Here is an 18,991-nt window from a genome sequence, read left to right as displayed (position 1 = left end):
TTGCTAGCCTAGTTTCATCGTATTACCGATCCGCCCAAAAGGTGCATTCTTTTTGCCCGGCCCGGCCGAACCTGAAGATCCTGCCGAAGGAGAGTTATTTGCTTTTGCTGTAACGGTCGTAGGCGCTTTGATACGTTTTCATGTATTGGTCGACGCCCATGCCTTGAACGGTGGAGACGTATTTATCCCATTCGTCGAAGGATGCGGCGCCGGTAATGAACTTCGACTCCATTTCGCCGATATACGTTTGAATATCCGAGCCTTGGGCGCTCATATATTCCGTCTCGGCGTCCGTGAAGTTGAAATTGTACCACAGCTCCTTGAGCGCGTAAGGCTGCGCTTTTTTACCGGCTTCGACCGACTCCGGCAGCGTCTCCGAGCCTTTGAAATATTTCTCCTGCACGTAGCCCGGATAGCTTCCGCCCATCCACGTCACATACTTGGTCAGCGCCTGATCCATCGTAAGTCCGGCCGGATTTTTCTTAATCTCGTCGACGTATTCGAGCTTGCCGTCCGCCGTTTTCGCGTAGCTGGTTCCTTCCACGCCCATGAAGTAAAACTGCGCGCCTTCGTCGCTGAAGAAATAGTCCATCCAGCGGATCGTCGCTTCGATGTTTTTATTTTTATCGGTAATGACGAACGCGCCGGGCCATACCATAGGCACTTTAATATGCGTATACATCTGATCGCCGTGGGGCCCTTTCAGCGCGCCGAGCCCGAAGTAGCCTTCGCCGTTGAACTGCGTTTTCGGATTCGGGTTGATCGTAGCCCCCAGGACGTCCTTGGCTCCTTTGGCGTACAGCGCGTTGCCGTTTTGCGTAAAAATATCTTTATCGATCAAGCCTTCCGTATACAGCTTATTGACGTACTGCAGCACTTCCTTATAGTTTTGGGTCAGCCGGAAAAAGCGCAGCTTGCCGCTCTGCGGGTCGACATCGACGAATTTGTGGCCGAGCCCGCGGTTGCCGACGCCCCAGGCTCCTTTGATTTGATCGATCAGAGGGCCGATGCCGGTGCCGCTGTAAGGAATTTCGTCGGCTTGGCCGTTGCCGTTCAAATCGGTCGTCTTGACGGCCTTCAAATAGGCATACAGCTCCTCGGTCGTCTGCGGCTCCTTCATGTTCAGCTTGTCCAGCCAATCCTGCTTGACCCATAGCGGCGTGCCGATGAGCATCGGCAAAAATTCGGGGCTGTAGAAGGAAGGGAACGAATAAATGTTGCCGTCCGGCATCGTCAGCGCCTTGCGCAGATCGGGATACTTATCCATCAGCTTCTTCAAGTTCGGCGCATACTCGTCAATGTAGTCGTTCAGCTTCACGAACACGCCCTGGCTGCCGTATTTCATCAGATCGGAAGCCGGCACTCGGGCCGAGTAGAGGGCGTCGGGGTAGTCGCCGTTCGCCAGCGCCAAATTGCGTTTCTCCGTCAAACTGCTGAAGGGAACGAATTGGAAATTGACTTTGACGTTTGCCATTTTGGCGTATTCCTTCCATACCAGCCGGTCTTCAAAGCTGTTGCTGCCGTTCGTGTCGGCAAGCCCCGTCAGGAATGTCAGCTCGATCGGCTGCTTGACGATCGGCATCCCTGCTTTGTTCACGTTAACGTCTGCGGCTTCCTTGCCCGCGGCTTGTCCCGCGCCGCCCTCCGGCTTCGCGCTGCTGCTGCAGCCTGCGGCCAAGCTTACGGCCATGACCGAAGATAAGGTTAACGCCGTTAATTTGCTCCAATTCATTGCTGTGTTCCTCCCTGGATTATCGTTTTGCGCCCCGAAGCGGGACGGTGGTTCCTGCGCTGATGCCGATGTTACGCACTGCCAAGAGAGGGCGCGCCGGCCGGCCGGTTTCACATGCAAGCTGTCGTACGGCCTATGGCTCAGCCTTTGAGGGCGCCGATCATAATGCCTTTGACGAAATATTGCTGAAGAAACGGATACAGCAGCAAAATGGGCAAATTGGCCACGACGACGACGGCGTATTTGACCGCTTCCTGATCCATAATCGTCTTGGCGTGCGAGCTGTCGCCCACATTGACCATATGCTCCATCTCCCCCTGCACGAGAAATTCCCTCAATAGAAGCTGCAGCGGGTAAAGCTCCCGGTCGGTCAAATATATAAGCGCGCTAAAGTACGCATTCCAATGGCCGACCGCATAAAACAGCACCATCACGGCCAAAATCGGCATCGATAGCGGCAGCACGATCCGCCACAGCGCCTTCCAGTCGGAGCATCCGTCGATCGCTGCGGCCTCCTGCATCTCGGAAGGAATGCTGTTCTGGAAAAAAGTGCGCATGATGACGATATTCCAGACGGACACCGATCCGGGAATCAGGAGCGCCCACATCGAATTCAGCATGCCGAGCTGCTTGACCAGCATATAGGCGGGAACGAGCCCGCCGCTGAAAAACATCGTAAACACCATGAAAGCGGTAATGACATTGCGCCCGTAGAAGCTTTTCTGCGACAACGGGTAGGCGGCCATGACCGTCATGACCAAATTGATGGCGGTGCCGATAACGGTGTACACGATCGTGTTCGTATAGCTGCGCAGCAGGTCGTGGTTTTCCAGCACTTTTTTGTATCCGACGAAGCTGAGGTCTTTGGGCCACAGCCACATCTCTCCGTTAAGCACGGCCGCCGGATCGCTGACGGAGGCGCTGAGCACGAAGACGAGCGGGTACAGCACCAGCACGGCGACCACGGTAAGCAGCGTATAGACGATCGCCTCGAAGCAGCGGTTCTCGAAGCTGCGGGTTTCCATAAAGCCACTTCCTTTCCTTACCATAGGTTGGCTTGACCTACCGCTTTGGCGATCCGGTTGACCGTCAGCAGCAGGATCAGATTGACGACCGAGTTGAACAGGCCGACCGCCGCCGCGAAGCTGTACTGCGCCCCTAACAGGCCGCTGCGGTACACGTAGGTGGAGATGACGTCGGAGCTTTCGGTATTCAGCGAGTTTTGCATCAAAAACACCTTCTCGAAGCCGACGCCCATCAGACTGCCGATGTTCAGAATGAGCAATATGACGACCGTCGGCATAATGCCGGGCAAGTTGATATGCCATATTCGCTGCAGCCGGGTAGCTCCGTCGACCTTGGCCGCTTCGTGCAGCCCCGGGTCAATGCCGGCCAGCGCAGCCAAGTAAATGATCGAGCTCCACCCCATCTGCTGCCAGACGCCGGATAATACGTAGACCGTTTTGAACCATTCCGGCTTCGTCATGAAGCCGATCGGCTCGCCGCCCAGCGCTTTGATGATCGTATTGGCGATGCCGCTCGTCGGAGACAAGAACATAATGACAATGCCGACAAGGACGACCGTGGACAAAAAATGCGGCGCATACGTTACGGTCTGCACGAATTTTTTGTATCCTTTATGACGCACTTCATTAATCATGAGCGCGAGCACAATCGGCACGGGAAAGCCGACCGCCAGCTCGTACAGGCTGATGCCGAGCGTATTTTTGAGCAGCCGCCAAAAAAAGTAGCTTTCAAAAAAACGCTTGAAATGCTTGAGGCCGGCCCAGGGACTGCCCCAGATGCCTTTGGTGGCGATAAAGTCTTTGAAGGCGATCTGCACGCCGTACATCGGCCAGTAATGAAATACGAAGAAGTAGAGCAGAACCGGCGTTATGAGCAGGTAGAGCTGCCAGTGGCGGACGATGGCTCGCACCGCTTTGTTCCTGCGCCGGGGAAGGCTGGCGCCGGCGGTCATCGCCCAGGCTTGTACATGATTCAATTCGGTTTAACCCCTTTCGTATGTCTGTCGGAGGACGAGCGGTTCTCGCCATAATAAAACAAGACTTTGCAAAACCAAAAGCAAACGGCGGAGATCGGCACGGGCGTGCGGAACCGGTTTACTTTCGGGTTTTCTCAAAGTCTCCACCCAATCGTTTTGGTTATGAAATTGTTGAGGCAAGCAGGACTCTCTTCGTCGACATGGTTCCGAATACGGACCGCTGTCATCGGGACAGCGAAGGCTGTTCATCCGCGAGGGGAGGCATCTCGGCTTCTGAGAACAAGTTTATCGCCGGAGAGTTATTGGAGTGTTATCTGGATATAAAGAATTCGTAAACATGCTTCCGCCGGACAAACGAAATAAGACAGCGGCTGCAGGCACACTGTCTTATTTAACGGTGAAAATAGTTAGGGACATTGATAATTATCGGCAAAAACAGCCTTGCGTCGAGGCCGGCATTCTACGAAACGGCGGGGTCCCACCCGTCGCTTCCCGCCAGTACCTTCGAGATTGCGTACGCTTCGGCCTCTTCGGCCGTCAGAAGGGAGGACCAAGCCGCGCGCTCTTGCGCCGCGGCTCCAGGACCGCGGTTATCGTATTCGCAGAAGACCGTCGTCGCTTCGCTCTCCGGCTTATTCCAGTTGTCCCAGCCAGCGGCTGCGATATGTTCTCCCATCCAGCAGTTTAGGAACGCCGCCTTGGCGTAGTTCCTCCAAGGGCGGCTCAGGTATACGGATCGCGGCGGCGCATCGCCGGTCAGACGGCATCCGTGGAACACGTAGCCGTAGTGAACGTCCTCCGGGGTTGACGGTGCGGTCAGCCAGCCGTGAATCCGGTTGGACGGAAATTCGCCGGAGGCGTCTTCTCCCCCGAATCGGCGGCCTTTGGAAAAAATTTCGCAATCGTGAAAGACCGCGGTCGCCGAACCGAAAATAAAATCGACATCTCCTTCAATATAGCATCGGCGATAATAATGTCTTCCGTGCCTTCGCGGCATTCCTTCGCGCGGCCCGCCGAACCTGCCTCGCTTCATAGGAGCCGGAGGCAGAGGCCCCGTAAATAACGTATCTTGATAACCGAGAAACCGGCAGTCGGCGAACGAAACCCGATCGGCGTCGACATAGGCGGCCACCGCTTGGCCGACAAGCTCGCCGCGTCCGGCCGAATTGCTGAAGGTGAGCCGTTCGGCGGTGAAGTCGTCCGCTCCGATAAATACGGAATACGAATGAAAGGTTTCGTAAACTTCTCCGTTAGGGAAGGTCTTCTTGGCATAATCGTCGAACGTAATAATGGTGTGCTCGGCGCTTTCGCCGATGAGGCTGATCAGCGGTTTTTCAATGTGCAGCTTCTCTTTGTACACGCCGTTTTTAATCGAAATGACGACGCGTTCCTTATTGTTGTCGGGAATATGATCGACGGCTTCCTGAACGGTGCAAAAATTACCGCTGCCGTCTGCTGCGACAATGATCATGGAAGACACTCCTTTTTTTATGTCATATTTAGAAGGGTGGTGAAAAAGTCCGCTGCGGCGTCCATTTGATCCTCCAAACGCTGTTGAAATCGGATTCTTTGGATTGTTTTTCGTTTTTCTGCGGAGAGAATCCGTTTTCAAAGGCGAACGCTTACGCTTTTCCAGATTCAAATGGCCCCTCCGCTCTTTTTCACCAGGCTTTTAGGTAATAAGCTGATTGTAGACGGTAATCCTGTTTTATAGTTTATCAGAACGGGTGCGGGCGCGAGAAGCCCTGCGGCCATAATCGTGAGTCAATGAGCGCTACGTGTATCTTCCGGAAGAACGGTGAAAAAGCCGGCTTCGCTAAGCGAGAGCCATCAGGAGAAGCGAAGCGTTCGCCTTTGTTCCCGGATTTCACCCGGTTCACGGGCTTACCTATTCAAGAAATCCGGGAACAGGAGCGATCGGAAGACGCTTTCGCATGCGCAGTGGGCGTTTTTCACCATCTTTTTAAAGCTTAGAAGGAGATGAGCGATGATGTCAGCTATTGGCGAGGAACGAATGGAGCAAATCCGCGGCGCTTTGGCAAAGCGCAAGCTGCGGCTGCCGGGCGGGGCCGAGCTGCCGGTATTGGGGCAGGGAACATGGCGTATCGGCGACGACCCGGCGCGCAGAAACGAGGAAATCCGGGCGCTGAGGCTCGGGGTTGAGCTGGGTATGAACCTAATCGATACTGCGGAGATGTATGGGGACGGCAAATCCGAAGCTTTGGTCGGGGAGGCGGTCGAAGGAATCAGGGACAGCGTCTTTCTCGTGTCCAAGGTATATCCGCATAATGCCGGACGAGACCGGATCGCCCGCAGCTGCGAGCAAAGCTTGAAGCGGCTTAAGACCGACCGGCTTGATCTGTACCTCCTGCATTGGAGAGGAAGCATTCCGCTCGAAGAGACGATAGAAGGGATGGAGCGGCTTGTCGAGGCGGGTAAAATTCGGCGTTGGGGCGTCTCCAATTTCGATAAGGACGATATGCTGGAGCTGACCCGGCTCGCTCGCGGGACGCATTGCGCGATCAATCAGGTTCTTTATCATCTCGGGTCCCGGGGAATCGAGTACGATTTGCTGCCCTGGCAGCGGGAACGCGGGATGCCGATGATGGCCTACTCGCCTCTCGCGCAGGCGGGCGCGCTTCGCAAAGGGTTGATTCACAATAAGGCGGTTGCGGATATCGCGGCGAAGCGCCGAATTAGCCCCTTGCAGCTGCTGCTGGCCTGGTGCATTAGGGAAGACCATGTGCTGGCGATACCGAAGGCGGCGACGGAACGCCATGTGATCGAGAATGCCGAAGCCGTTTTAGTGGAGCTGACGGACGAGGAGCTGGCCGCATTGGACGGGCAGTTTCCGAAGCCGGTTCGCAAGCTGCCGCTCGATATCGTTTGAAGGCGGTTAGCCGAAGAGACGGTAGGGAGTTGGAAAAGTCTTTCAAATCGGGGATTCTTACATACCCGGCTCGCTGCTGCAATCATGAGATATCGTTTGCCTATCCCGACCCGTTGGCAAACATTTCTTCAGGCAACTCTCAGCCGATGCTCATTGTTTCTTCAGCCCACCCTCAGAAGCAATTCAGTTAAGGGGCCTATACTTGGTCTTGTAAACAAAATAACTCATAAAGGTGGATGAAGAAAATGAAGACAATCGGTCAAAAACTAATCGCAGGTACAATCGCAGCAACATTCGTTCTGGGAGCTGGCTTCGCGGGATTGCATAATCAAGCTCAAGCGGCGGCGGCGAGCGACGGCACGGCGGCCACTGCGGCGAAGGGCGCGGGCAAGCAAGGCCCCGGAGGATTTGGCGGCGAGCGCGGCATGCAAAGAGGCGGCGGCTTTCACGGCGCCAATCTGACCAAGCAAACGGCGACGCTGCTCGGTGTCGAAGAGAGCACCATTCAGGCGGCGCTTAAGGAAGGTAAGACGCTGGCAGAAATTGCGCAAAATAGCGGGCTGAGCGAAGCAGATTATTTGGCTAAGCTGGTCGCGGCGCAAACCGAGGAGATTAACGCCCAGGTGACGGCGGGCAAGCTGACGCAGGATCAGGCGGACAAACAGATCTCCGGCCTATCCGACCGGTTGAAGTCGAAGATCGAGAACACAGGACCTGCAGGCGGTCCGCAAGGCGAGCAAGGTCAGCCAGGACAAGAGAACGGCGGACCGGGACGCGGCGGCATGCCGATGGGCGGACCGGGGCTGCTGGGCAATTCGGAGCTGTTGACGTCCATCCTCGGCATTACGCAGGATGAGCTCAGAACGGAGCAGGAGGCGGGCAAGACAATTGCGGAGATCGCCGCGGCGCAAGGCATCGGCGAGGACGATCTGATTGCCAAGCTGAAGGACGGCTTGACGGACACGCTGAAGCAATTCGTGGAAGCGAAGCATCAGAAGCCGGAACAGGCTCCTGCTGACGATGCAGCCGGCGCGAGCGACGCCGCTGCGGAATAAAACCGCCGCTTTGCAGCGGCCGCTGAGGGCCAAATAAGCTCACTCTCCAGGAGCAACGCCCGATTGTCTATTCATAAGTTCATAAGCAAAGACGCTTCTTAACCCGCGTAGGGGGTAGAAGCGTCTTTTGGCACGTGCGGGGTTATAGGGCAGAGCAGACGCATCCGTGTTAGCGGCGGCGACGTTGGATATTAACGCCCGGGCTGCGGCCCGCAGTCGTTTGAAACCGCAGAGACGGACCGGACCGCTTGCTCGCCGAGCCGCTCGGCGAGCTGCCGCAAATACAGGCTGCGCGGCTCGACATGCCGCCCGTGCCGGTCCCAGAACCCGTCTCGGCGGGGCCTAGGGTCGTGCTCGTTCGGGAGGAACGGCGGCTTCTGCTCGCCGATATGGCCGACCGCATAGTTTTGCGCCGTCGGGGGCTGCTGCAAGGTCAGCGGGCCTTCGGCGTTCCAGGTCACGTAATTGGCTCCGGCCCAGCCGTGCCCGCTTCCCATCCAGCCGCGGTCGCGAATGAAGAGCGGAGCGCGGACGTTGTCGTAGAGACCGCCCACCGACCAGCGGTGATGCGGCTCGCTGGCGTTATAATCGATGCGGGACTCGCAGTCGAGGAAGACGTTCGGGCCGCATACGCGGGCGTCGAAGACGAAGGCGTGGCGCGCCGTCTCCGTATCGCAGCGCTGCACGAGCGACAGCTGCCCGGTCACGTGAAAGGCGTATCTGCGGCCTCCCGTAATGATGCTGACCATGTCGCGGACCGTGCAATCCTGCACCGTAACCCATTTGGCGTGCCGGTCAATGGTGACCAGCGAATGCTCCAGATGATAGCCGGTAACATCGCGTACCCAGGCGTTTTTTACCCGATCCAGCACAACGAAGTTCGCGACATGCGACTCATCCGCGCAATAGGACGTTAACCCGGGTTTGCCGTCGACCTGACAATCGGTAATGTCCGGATTGAAGTCGGAATCGATCCGCAAGTTCTCGATACCGACTTGTTCGATCCGTCCGGCGTCGTCGCAGCGAACAAGCCTGCCGCCGCCCCAGCGCCGTTCGATCGCGCTCGCCACCGGGGCGTCTACGGTGATCAGATCGCCCTCGACGGCGGTAACGATGCGTTCGAACGCCAGATCGAACGCCTCCCATTGCTTGGTGCCGCCGACCTTCGGCCTAGGCACGATCGTATCCATACCGATGGCGCCGATCCATTCGGCGTTCCCATGCCGGATGACGGCGACGGCGTCGCCGACCGTATAGCGGGAAGCGTCCGCCACATGGAAGGAGCGGGCGCCGGAAGGCACGTACAGATCCGTAATTTCCGTCGCGGTATTTTCCAGCAGGACAGGGGCTGCGCTTCCCCGTACTTGCAGCAAATCTCTTCTTACGGCGCCGGTCCCATGGAGGATCGTACCGTCCTCTCCTTGTCCTTCTCCCCGCAGCACAATGCCGCTCTCGCGGATCGTCAGCGTTCCGGCGATGCGGTAAACGCCGCGCTTTAGCAGCAGCGCGCCGCGGAAGCCGTCCTCCCCGGGCGGAAGCAGAGACAGCTCGTCGATGGCCTGTTGAATGCGGCGGGTATCGTCTGCTTCGCTGCCCGCCTCGGCCGGTTCAAGCTCCAGACGAGCCGGCACATCCGGCAGCCTGACGCCGCCTCCTTGGTAACCGCAATGAGAGAAATCGGCAATGCGGTTCCCTTTATAATCGGGAACATACGTCATGGAGCCGTCGCGGTCCAAGTAAGCGATGGAGCTTTGCTCCGGCGGTATGCCCGCCTCGTCGGCTACGGCAAAGGCGAACCGGTCATAGCAGGCAGGGGAGCCGTCCGCATTCAGTTGAACGCCGATTTCGTACACGCCGCCGCCGCCGGAAGCGCTGCCTTCGAACGAAAGCTTACGCTCTTCTCCGGCCTCCATCGTTACCACCAGGCGCCGGATTGCCGGCGTGCGGCCGGAGACAAGCCTCAACTCGGCGGAAATTGTTGCGCGGGCCGGGGTATGAATGCGAAGCGCGGGCCATGCCGCCCCCGGCCGGAGCACTGCCGGCAGGCCGATTTCCCGGACCAGCGATGGATGCTCGAGGACGATATCCGCGACTTGTCCTTGATCTTTCATCAATTGAATCACTGCCTTTCAGAATTAAAGAATGTTTCCATAACATGGGTTGATCTTACACTGTATCCGGTTGTCTCTCAATAGGGTAACTTCATGTCTTATGTGCTCATTTATTCTTCGCCTGAGGAAAATAACGGCAGAGCCTAAAGTAAGAGGCCGTTTCGTATCCGCATAGCGATACGGCGTCTACGGCTGTGCGGGGCAAGTCCGGCCGGACTGGGAACAGCGGCTTCGCGCCGCCGTTCCTCACAGGAAACCCCCGTTAAGAAGTTAACGTTTATATTTGACGACCGGCCATTTTTCCTTGCGCAGCGCATTCATCAATTCCGGCCCGACATGGAGCGTATTGCGGACGAGCTCATGCGGAGTCAAAGCCATCCATTGGTTTAACGAAACGTCGGCGAAGCGGCTGCTCTTGAACATTTCCAGAAACCATAAGCTCTGATCCCCGGTGTTCTGGATATAGTGTCCGAGGGCAAAAGGCACATAGCCGACGTCGCCGGCCCGAACGTCAAACGTGCGGGCGTTGCCGTTGGCCGCAAAGACGGTCATGCGCCCTTTGCCGGTCAGATAATATTGCCATTCGTCGTTATTCGGATGCCAATGCATCTCTCGCATGCCTCCCGGTTCGATCTCTACCAGAGCGGCGGCAATCTGGGTGGAGATGGGGAAGTTGGTGGAATCGACGATGCGCACGGTGCCGCCGGGGGTTCTGATCGGTTCTTGCGCGAGCAAGCGGTGAGTGAAGCTTAGCGGAACGGCGCCCTGCGGGTCCTGTACTTCCGAGCTTGCCAGCGCGCCGGGGACGCTGCTCTGGAATATGTATCTTTGCTTGGAAGGAATATGGGCGAACGCGCTTTGCGGGACTCCGAAATTGGCGGCCAATACGTCCTTCGGCGTATGAGCGAACCAGTCGGTAATGCTAAGGGTGTTATTGTCGGAGAAGGTGCCGTCGTCGAAGACGAGCAGAAACTCGCAGCCTTCGTCCAAACCTTGAATCGAATGGGGGATGCCCGGCGGAAAGTACCACAAATCGCCTGCGCTTACGTCGGCAATCATGTTGCGCCCGTTCTGATCGACGGCCGTAATTCGGGCTCTACCGAGCAGCATGTACGACCATTCCACTTGCTGGTGCCAGTGCAGCTCTCTTACGCCGCCCGGCGTCAGACTCATATTGACCCCCGCCAGGGTAGTGGCTATCGGAAGCTCCCGTACCGTTACCTCTCTCGCCCAGCCGCCGTGTTCCAGCCGCATGTGCGTATCGGAGAATGAAAATCTCATATTGGGGACCGTGCCGGAGTCCGTGGGCGGCGGGACGAGCATATCGGGGTTTTCAAGATCGCGCATAATGTCCCTTGGCCCCAGATCGACCGCTCCTGTGCCGTCATCCCGTATGGGCTGAGGCATCTGAACGTTTTCCGTACGATGCGGATGCACTCTTTTCATCGCATTCACTCCTCGTATCTCCTATATCGTTAAGCTCATTTTCTTAACATATGCCGTCGTTTTCCGTATATGTCCGGGGTCGCGCGTCTTCCCTCGATACGATTTTCGATTGGTATTAAAAGGGTTTCGCCGCGCGGATGAGGAATACAAATAGAGAGTTTATTTACTGCTGGCACTGCATCCCGGTTACGGACGAACAAGCGGAAGGCCTTATCCGCTATTGTGAGAGAGGGAGGAGGCTTGGTCGTCTTGCATGCGGGCGTTTCATTAAGCGCTCACGACCGGTTGTTCGAGATGATCGGCGCCCGCTTCACGGGACATCCTCCTTATCAACCGCCGGCTTTCGAGCCGGTAAGCGGGGAGGCGGGAGAGAGGCATCCGATCGTGCAGGATATAGCGCCGTTCGAATCGGAGGATGAGCCGTACCGGTATGCTTTTGCGGAGGGAGCGGAGCTTGCCGCGATACTTGAGTACAGATTGGAAGGCGCAAGTTATCCCGCCGCATGGGTGAGGCGGGTGGAAGCTGGGCGCGTGGTGTGCCTGATGCCGGGACATAACGCGAATTCTTTGGCGCATCCGCAAGTCAGGAGACTGATAAGGGCTAGCTGCCTTTGGGCGGCAGGGCGCGGAGAAGCCGCATTGCCGGAATAAGAAACTATAGTTGACGAATGGGGTATTGAAGGATGAAAGGCTTTGTAACGGGCGAGTCCATACGGAACGCCTTATTGTTATGGAACGAAGAACAGGGCGAACGGCGGAAGACGCTGCTGCTTTCGATCATGTTATTTTGCGTCGCTGCCGCTCTGACGGTGGGGCGGACTGCGGCGGACGCGCTGTTTCTAAGCCGATTCGACGCGGCATCCCTTTCCTGGATGTACGCGCCGCAGGCGGTCGCCATCATAGCGGCTGGGTTGCTATTCCAAAAGTACGGGAGCCGGATTCGCATCGACCGGCTGGCGGGAAGGCTTATCCCGCTGCTGTCGCTGCTCGCCGTCCTTTCGCGGCTTGCTGCGGGCGCGGAGCTGCGCTGGATATTTCCGGTCATCTACGTCGAGTATGAGGTTGCCGGCCTTTTGATGATCGTCTGCTTTTGGCGGTTCGCCGCATCCGTGATGGAGTCAAGGAAAGCACGGCGGATGCTTGGGATCGTAGCAATCGGGGGGCTAGCAGGCGGCATAGCGGGCGGGTTCGGAGCGGAGGCGCTCGTCGCTTGGACGGGAACGGCCGATCTGATCTGGATCTATGCGGGATTGCCTCTTCTGGGGCTGGCGGCAGGCTTGCTGCTGCCGCGCGGGTCCGCGTTCGCCGAAGACGCGGGGCCAAGCCGGCGGATTATGGCTGCGGCCGATCCGGGCGAGGAGGCCCCGGGTTCGGGACCGCTGCAGGCGATCCTGGCGGGGGTTCGGCTCTGCAGAAGCGTCCCGTATGTGAAATATGCGGCGGTCGCATCGGCAGCGTTGGCGCTCTCTCTTCCATTCATCGATTTTCAATTTAAGACGATTGTGAGCGGGAGCTTGCAAAACGACGATTTGGCGGGATTTATCGGAGGCTTCTACGGCTGGGCGGGCTTGCTCGCTTTGCTAGCCCGGATGTTCATAGACGATCGCGTCTTATCCCGCTTCGGAGCCACGGCGGCGCTTCTGGCCGTCCCTGTCGTGCTGCTCGCAGGAAGCGCGGGTTTGCTGATCTTCCCCGGCATCGCCATGGTGGTCGTGGTGAAAGCCGGCGGCCATGCGCTGGAGGATACGGCCCATTCCGCGGCAAGCCGGCTTCTTCTGCCTGTGCCGCCGCAGTGGCGCGGTCAGGCGCGGAGGCTGCTGGAAGGAGCCGCCGGCAACGGCATCAAGGCGATTGCCGCCGTGCTATTGCTTGCGTTAGCGAGCGTTCTCTCTCCTGCGCAGCTCGGCTACGTCGTTATTTTGCTGCTAGGCATCGCTATTGCGGCAGTATTTCCGATAAGGCAGTCTTACCGGCAGGCGCTGAGGACTGCGCTGCGAGACGGAGAAGGAGAGCTGCAGAAAGCCGGGGGCGGCTGGGAGGACCCGGATAGTCGCAGCGTGGTGGAGGACGCTTTGGGCGGTTCGGATGAACGGCAGCTTGTCCATGCGCTCCGCATTGCGCGAGGCTTAGCGGGGCTCGATCTGTCCCGTCTGCTGCCCGGGCTGCTCGGGCATTCTTCCCCGGAGGTAGCGAAGGAAGCGCTTGTGTATGTAGAGGCGGTTGTTCCGGAAGGGGCGGATTCGTTTTTGAAGGAAATGCTCGATTCGCTGGACGGAGAGCTGAAAGGAAAGGCTGTGCTGGCGCTATCGGCTTATGCGAAAGAGTCTTGCCTGGAGGACATTACGTTATGTCTTGAGGATCGCAACGCCTACGTACAGACTGCCGCTGCGGCAGGTCTGGTGAAGCATTACGGCGTCGAAGGCATGTTCCGGGCTGTAGGTAAGCTGCAGCAATGGATCGACAGCGGCGATGAAGACAGGCGAGCGGCCGCAGCGGTTCTCATCGGCCAAGTCGGAACGAGCAGCTTCTACAGGCCGCTTATTGCTCTGCTGGAAGACAGCAGCGTCCGGGTAAGAATACGAGCGCTCGAATCGGCGGCTGTTCTCCGCGTGCCCGCGCTGATTCCTGTCATCGCGCCTTTATTGCGGGGCGCTGCGACGCGATGCCATGCCGTCGACGCGCTGGCGGCTTACGGAGACGATCGCTTGTCTTCTTTGGAATTTTATTTGGCGGAAGGCGAGTTCTCGCTGCATTGGCCTAAAGTATGCGAGCGGATAGGGACACAGCAGGCGTTCGACGGGCTGCTATCGTTGTATCGTTCGGCTTCGCCGGATAGGCGGGATGCGTATGTCGTATCGCTTGCGCGAATGCACCGAAATGAGCCTTTGGCCGAGCGGGCGGAAATCGAGGCTTTGATCCATGAAGAGCTGCGGCTGCATGAGCAATACGGGAAGCACGCCGCCGCGGTGGCCAAAGCCGAGGGCGGCTCCGACATCGTAGATATCGTCCGGCAGCTGCGGGAGTGCGTCTGCCGCCGTATATTCGTGCTGCTGGGCTTGTTGTACGACGCCGGAACGATGGAAACGGTCTATGCCAACTGGACGGCCGGCGATTCGCGGCAGCAGGCAAGCGCTGCGGAAACGCTGGAGATGACGGTACAAGGCTCGTTGCGGACGGAGCTGGTCCGTCTAATGACGTCTTCCCGCAATATTGTCGGCTTGCGTGGCGCAGAGGAAGGCATGGAGGAGCATTTGAGATGGCTTTCCGATCAAGGGGACCCGTGGCTGAGCGAGCGGATTCGGCTGTTTATGCTGGATCGATTGGCCGCCGCTTCAGCCGCTGCGGCTACAGCGGGGATGGATGAGGAAGAGCGGCGAATTCGCCGCACGCTGCGCGAGAAGGCCGAACGCGTCGAATCGCTTCGCCGGGCCGTTCTATTCGAGCGTCTGCCAAGCCGGGAATTGGCCATGATCGCGATGCGGCTGCAAAAGTTCGACCGCCTCGGCGGCAACACCGTCATTCGGGAAGGGGAGAGAGGCGCTTCCCTCTATATGGTCCGCATCGGCCGTTTGGGCGTCTATAAGGACGGCCAGAAGGCCGGAGAATTAAGACAGGGGCAATGGTTCGGCGAGATGGCCGTACTGACCGGGGAAGTACAGACGGCTACGGTTCGCGCCGACGAGTTAACGGCCATGTGGGAGCTGGACGCGGACTCCCTCTATGACTTGATGCTGGAGCGGCCGGCGATTGCGGCGGAGATGATGAGCTTCCTCTCCCGCCGCTGTCCCGCTGCCTGGGAGGGTCCGGCGGTAAGCGGCGGATTTGCCGAGGCGGCCGCGGCTCGGGAGGCAGAGGGTGCCGACCGAGATTCGCTATACGGCGGAACCGGCGCCGCACCCGGCGAGCGGGCTGCTGTACTGCGGCAGGCCCCGCTGCTTGCGCACCTGTCGCCGGACGAATTCATGCGCTTGGCCCAGGAGGCCGATGCGACGACGTTCGAGCCCGGTCAAGTCATTTGCCGGGCGGGCGATTACGGCTGCTCCATGTTCGGCATCATGGAGGGGAGCGTCCGGGTGCATCGGGGCGCAGATAACATCGCCACGCTCGAAGCCGGCGACTGGTTCGGCGAGACGGCGCTGATCGCAGGCGGCCGCTGCCCCGCCGACTGCATTGCCGGCAGCCGCACCGTGCTGCTGGAGCTGCGCAGAGACCGCCTCTTGTCTTTTTGCTTCGAGAACGGCGATGCACTGCGGAGTATGCTGCGGGCGCTGGCCGGCAGGAGCCGGAACATTCACTAACGTCGCAGCCATAGGCGGAGCTGTCCTGCGGCTCGCCTGACGTTCGCCCGGTTCATCTGTCAATGGTTTAACGGAGATTCCTTCGGAGAAGGGGTCTCTTTTTTTGTTGTTTAGGAAATGATGTGCAGCAATTTCCTGTGGATATCCGTGGTCTTCCCCGAAAGGAATGTCTACCCATAGAACGATCCCAGAGGAAGGGTTAGACGCCGATCCAGCTTAGGCTGGATGCGGACGGAATAAGCTTCAGAGCTTCACGTCACTTTTGGGGATTGGTTCTGTTTAGAGAGCCGTGTATGGCCGGTTCCGGCGGGTGATCGTGGGGAAGGGAGAGCCTTCGTTTCCGGGGATTTGTTCTTCAGGTGCCGCTTCCGCCCAAAGTCAGAGCGTATCCCCGACTTAAGGCCAGGTACCGAAACCGCCGCGGGTCCATTTCGCGGCCGCTGCGTCCGTACTACAATTAAGACATCAAGAACAGATGCAATGAACGACGAGAGCATACTCGAATACGCATAGAACGAAAGGAAGAAATGATGATGAACAAATTGTACAGATCCACATCGAACAGACGTTTAACCGGTTTATGCGGAGGCTTGGGCGAATATTTGGGCATCAGCCCGACGCTGCTTCGTCTGATAACGGTTATTGCCGCCTTTTGCAGCTTTGGAACTACGGTGCTGATCTACTTCATCGCCAGCTTGTTTATTCCTAAGCAGTCTTATATGCATTATGTTTAGGTAAATATCGCCAATAAGAACGGGTTATTCGCTGGATTTTACGAAGGCTTATACACGGTTATATATTAATAAGGAGGAAATGACAAATGGGAGTACTTAAAAGATTGGTCGATTTATCGAAGGCGACGGCTCACGAAGCGCTGAATAAAGTAGAGAAGCCGGTAATGATGCTTAACCAGTATTTGCGCGACATGGAGGAAGAAATTCATTCGATCCGGCAGGCTCTTGTCAGACAAGCGGCGTCGGAGAGGCGACTGGAGCAGCAAATCGCCGAAAGCGGGCGGCTCGCCGAAAGCTTCGAGAAGAAGGCGGCAGAGGCGGTTGCGGCTCACTGCGACGCCGAAGCGCGCCAAGCGGTAGAGGCGAAGCTCAATTATTTGGAGAAGGCGGCGCAATATTCGGAGGCGTACGAGGAATCCAAGCGGCTCTCCGCGGAGCTTGAATACCGGTTAAATCAAGCGAAGGCCGAGTATGCCGGCATGCAGGCGAAGCGGGATGAGCTGGCTGCGCGCGCCCGTAAGGTGGAGAGCCAAGCGCGCATTGCGGCGCCCGGCTTCGGATACGGTCTGGAGGGAGGGGCGGCGTCCCGAGGCTTCCAGCGCATTGAAGAGACGATTTTGCAGAAGGAAGCTCAGGCGGAGCTGGCCAGCTCCATGCAGGCCGCGGCGGCGGCATCCCGCGAGGCGCTGATTCAAGAGCAGCTTGCCCGGCTTCGTACGGGACAATCCCCTTCTTAGGCTGAATCGAACGGCAAACCATATACAGATGCTCCGCTTAGCTCAAAGCCCGAACAGAGGCTTTGGGCTTTTTGCCGTAGACGGATAAGCGCGGTCGGATATCCATTGCCCATACTTCCGAACCATGAGAAGGACGCATCGCCATGCAGGATTTTTTCAAGGACGTCGTCAAGCGAGTTTTCACGGAAAAGGGGAAAATTAATTATCCACATAGTTGTGCACATAGTCCACAGACGGTTACAATAGGATGTGTATAAGTTTTTGAACTTCTATCAACATATCCACAATACAACATATCCACATGTGCCGGGGATTTAACTCCGGATAAGCTTATCGGGAACACTGAGGGGCCGCTGCGGCAAAATGGGTGCAAAGCACAAAAGAATCCGATAGAGTAAGGGCTTTCACGTTAAGGGGGAATGGTAGTATAATGGCACAAGATTAAACGGGAGGGATGACGTAATACAGTAGAGAAAGCGGCGTGTCAGTCCGGCGAACACCGGGCGGGAGGCCGTTTCAAATCCGGAAGGAATGCGGGTTCCAATTAGAATTGGTGATCCAATGGCAGAGGGGTTTCGCAGCATTCTGAAGATGATGTCCTTTCATGACATGAGGAGTGGAGAACATGACGAATACGACGATATCGCTAACGGACCAAATTGATATTACCAACGGGGCACATATTCTTTATTTATACGATTCTGCGGAAGGCTATATTCAGAACGCGATGGCTTTTATTCTGACCGGGCTGCGGCTGGGACATCATATCGTGTTCATCGACGACCGCAATATTTATAAGCAAATTATGGAGCGGCTGGGAGGAAAGCTGGTCCGTTCCGATTATGACAAAATATATTATGTCGATAACCGTGAATTTTATTATTGCCATCACGGTTTTCATGTAAAAAACATAATGGACAATTTGGAGGGACTGTTCAACTCATTCCTGGAAAAGAAAATAACGGTGCGATCATGGGGGCATGTATATTGGGAAAACCAGCAGCATATTTTCAAGCTGTTGGACGAGTACGAGCGCCTGTCCGACGAATCGATGAGCGAGCTCGGCATAGTGGGCGTATGCTGCTATGACGCTCGGAGAATTTCTTCGAGCGTTCAGAACGAATTGTTGAAAAGCCATGAGTATATGATGACCGATACCAGCCTGGTCAAATCCCAATTTTATCATGACGAAGAACGGACCGTTCATTTCCCTTCGCTGTCGGTACACAGCCAGCTGCAATCGGAAGTCGACTTGTACAAGCATAAGCTGGAGTTCGCCCATGTGGTCTCCCATGAAGTGAGAAATCCTTTAACCGTCATTAGAGCATACGCGACGATGCTGCAGTCCCAAGTGGAAGACGCAGAGGCGGTAGGCAAGCTGAAGGCGATCATAGATTACGTCGATGTGATCGATAATGAAATCACCCATATCATCAATACCGAGCAAATGCTTTCCACCGAATCTCTTTGGACGAAAACAATCATCCCCGTTCGGCCTAACATCGAGGAAGTGCTGCCGGTGATGCTGACCAAATCGCGGACGCAGAATATGAAGCTGTATCCGCAGGTGGAGCTGCAAAATGAAATGATGCTGAGCAACGTTATGGGCTTGAAGCTGATCGTCTCCAACCTGCTCAGCAATGCGATTAAATATAGCCTGGAGGGCGGGCGGATCTGGTTTCGGGCCTGTCATGCCCGGGGTGTCCTTGAACTTATTATTAAGGACGAAGGCATCGGAATGAGTCCGGAGCAGCTTGAGAAGCTGTTTCGCAAATATGAGAAAATGAATCACGAGCAGAGCGGCCAAGGTATCGGCCTGTTCATGGTCAAAAAGCTCGTAGACCATTTTGGCGGCAGCATCAAGGTGCAAAGCGAGTTGAATGAAGGAACGGAGGTTACGGTCAAGCTCCCGCTGCTTAGCGGCTAGGCTTGATGCTTGTTGAGTTTCTTGGCTGAAAGATTTCATTATTGGGTTCATGCATAATT

At 56.9% G+C, this 18,991-nt stretch carries 13 protein-coding genes; 7 read left to right on the top strand and 6 right to left on the bottom strand.

Annotated elements, in window-relative coordinates; translation table 11 throughout:
* Positions 1–94 precede the first annotated feature (94 nt).
* The 4 genes from SK3146_RS17210 to SK3146_RS17195 form a co-directional block, all read right to left on the bottom strand.
* On the bottom strand, positions 95–1,732 hold the full coding sequence (locus tag SK3146_RS17210) for a type 2 periplasmic-binding domain-containing protein (RefSeq protein ID WP_249860002.1): 1,638 nt from the start codon (positions 1,730–1,732) through the stop codon (positions 95–97).
* A 140-nt stretch (positions 1,733–1,872) separates the two neighbouring features.
* Entirely contained in the window at positions 1,873–2,757 is an 885-nt protein-coding gene (locus tag SK3146_RS17205) for a carbohydrate ABC transporter permease (RefSeq protein WP_249860001.1), read from the bottom strand.
* A gap of 17 nt (positions 2,758–2,774) precedes the next feature.
* The gene (locus tag SK3146_RS17200) at positions 2,775–3,710 is read right to left on the bottom strand and encodes an ABC transporter permease (protein ID WP_249866335.1); all 936 of its coding nucleotides are present in this window, start codon (positions 3,708–3,710) and stop codon (positions 2,775–2,777) included.
* A gap of 484 nt (positions 3,711–4,194) precedes the next feature.
* The gene (locus SK3146_RS17195; protein ID WP_249860000.1) at positions 4,195–5,205 is read right to left on the bottom strand and encodes a pectinesterase family protein; all 1,011 of its coding nucleotides are present in this window, start codon (positions 5,203–5,205) and stop codon (positions 4,195–4,197) included.
* 519 nt (positions 5,206–5,724) lie between these two features.
* Between SK3146_RS17195 and SK3146_RS17190 the strand changes: the two genes are divergently transcribed.
* Entirely contained in the window at positions 5,725–6,624 is a 900-nt protein-coding gene (locus SK3146_RS17190; protein ID WP_283942841.1) for an aldo/keto reductase, read from the top strand.
* Positions 6,625–6,869: 245 nt separating this feature from the next.
* Positions 6,870–7,679: a hypothetical protein gene (locus SK3146_RS17185; protein ID WP_249859999.1), complete on the top strand. Its 810-nt coding sequence runs from the start codon at positions 6,870–6,872 to the stop codon at positions 7,677–7,679.
* Positions 7,680–7,870: 191 nt separating this feature from the next.
* Here the strand turns inward: SK3146_RS17185 and SK3146_RS17180 are convergent, their stop codons facing one another.
* Together SK3146_RS17180 and SK3146_RS17175 are read right to left on the bottom strand one after the other, a co-directional pair.
* Positions 7,871–9,790, bottom strand: a complete 1,920-nt coding sequence (locus SK3146_RS17180) for a hypothetical protein (RefSeq protein ID WP_249859998.1) — start codon at positions 9,788–9,790, stop codon at positions 7,871–7,873.
* A 270-nt stretch (positions 9,791–10,060) separates the two neighbouring features.
* Complete coding sequence (locus tag SK3146_RS17175; RefSeq protein ID WP_249859997.1) at positions 10,061–11,236, bottom strand: oxalate decarboxylase family bicupin; 1,176 nt, start codon at positions 11,234–11,236, stop codon at positions 10,061–10,063.
* 222 nt (positions 11,237–11,458) lie between these two features.
* Between SK3146_RS17175 and SK3146_RS17170 the strand changes: the two genes are divergently transcribed.
* From SK3146_RS17170 to SK3146_RS17150, 5 genes are all read left to right on the top strand, one after another.
* On the top strand, positions 11,459–11,887 hold the full coding sequence (locus tag SK3146_RS17170) for a ThuA domain-containing protein (protein WP_249859996.1): 429 nt from the start codon (positions 11,459–11,461) through the stop codon (positions 11,885–11,887).
* A 74-nt stretch (positions 11,888–11,961) separates the two neighbouring features.
* Complete coding sequence (locus tag SK3146_RS17165; RefSeq protein WP_249859995.1) at positions 11,962–15,534, top strand: cyclic nucleotide-binding domain-containing protein; 3,573 nt, start codon at positions 11,962–11,964, stop codon at positions 15,532–15,534.
* Positions 15,535–16,067: 533 nt separating this feature from the next.
* The gene (locus SK3146_RS17160) at positions 16,068–16,268 is read left to right on the top strand and encodes a PspC domain-containing protein (RefSeq protein WP_249866333.1); all 201 of its coding nucleotides are present in this window, start codon (positions 16,068–16,070) and stop codon (positions 16,266–16,268) included.
* 86 nt (positions 16,269–16,354) lie between these two features.
* Positions 16,355–17,005, top strand: a complete 651-nt coding sequence (locus tag SK3146_RS17155) for a PspA/IM30 family protein (RefSeq protein WP_249859994.1) — start codon at positions 16,355–16,357, stop codon at positions 17,003–17,005.
* A gap of 625 nt (positions 17,006–17,630) precedes the next feature.
* Positions 17,631–18,932 (top strand): ATP-binding protein, encoded by a 1,302-nt coding sequence (locus SK3146_RS17150; RefSeq protein WP_249859993.1) that lies wholly within the window; start codon positions 17,631–17,633, stop codon positions 18,930–18,932.
* Positions 18,933–18,991: the final 59 nt, after the last annotated feature.

This window comes from Paenibacillus konkukensis (assembly GCF_023523925.1).
In the GTDB taxonomy this organism is placed as follows: Bacteria; Bacillota; Bacilli; order Paenibacillales; family NBRC-103111; genus Paenibacillus_S; species Paenibacillus_S doosanensis.
The sequence above is the reverse complement of the archived record's forward strand: the minus strand, read 5'-3'. Positions and strand labels throughout refer to the sequence as shown.

Bases quoted from the DNA above. Each gene is read 5' to 3' on its own strand.
- SK3146_RS17210 (WP_249860002.1), bottom strand. From the start codon at position 1,732: ATGAATTGGAGCAAATTAACGGCGTTAACCTTATCTTCGGTCATGGCC.
- SK3146_RS17205 (WP_249860001.1), bottom strand. From the start codon at position 2,757: ATGGAAACCCGCAGCTTCGAGAACCGCTGCTTCGAGGCGATCGTCTAT.
- SK3146_RS17200 (WP_249866335.1), bottom strand. From the start codon at position 3,710: ATGACCGCCGGCGCCAGCCTTCCCCGGCGCAGGAACAAAGCGGTGCGA.
- SK3146_RS17195 (WP_249860000.1), bottom strand. From the start codon at position 5,205: ATGATCATTGTCGCAGCAGACGGCAGCGGTAATTTTTGCACCGTTCAG.
- SK3146_RS17190 (WP_283942841.1), top strand. From the start codon at position 5,725: ATGTCAGCTATTGGCGAGGAACGAATGGAGCAAATCCGCGGCGCTTTG.
- SK3146_RS17185 (WP_249859999.1), top strand. From the start codon at position 6,870: ATGAAGACAATCGGTCAAAAACTAATCGCAGGTACAATCGCAGCAACA.
- SK3146_RS17180 (WP_249859998.1), bottom strand. From the start codon at position 9,790: ATGAAAGATCAAGGACAAGTCGCGGATATCGTCCTCGAGCATCCATCG.
- SK3146_RS17175 (WP_249859997.1), bottom strand. From the start codon at position 11,236: ATGAAAAGAGTGCATCCGCATCGTACGGAAAACGTTCAGATGCCTCAG.
- SK3146_RS17160 (WP_249866333.1), top strand. From the start codon at position 16,068: ATGAACAAATTGTACAGATCCACATCGAACAGACGTTTAACCGGTTTA.
- SK3146_RS17155 (WP_249859994.1), top strand. From the start codon at position 16,355: ATGGGAGTACTTAAAAGATTGGTCGATTTATCGAAGGCGACGGCTCAC.
- SK3146_RS17150 (WP_249859993.1), top strand. From the start codon at position 17,631: ATGACGAATACGACGATATCGCTAACGGACCAAATTGATATTACCAAC.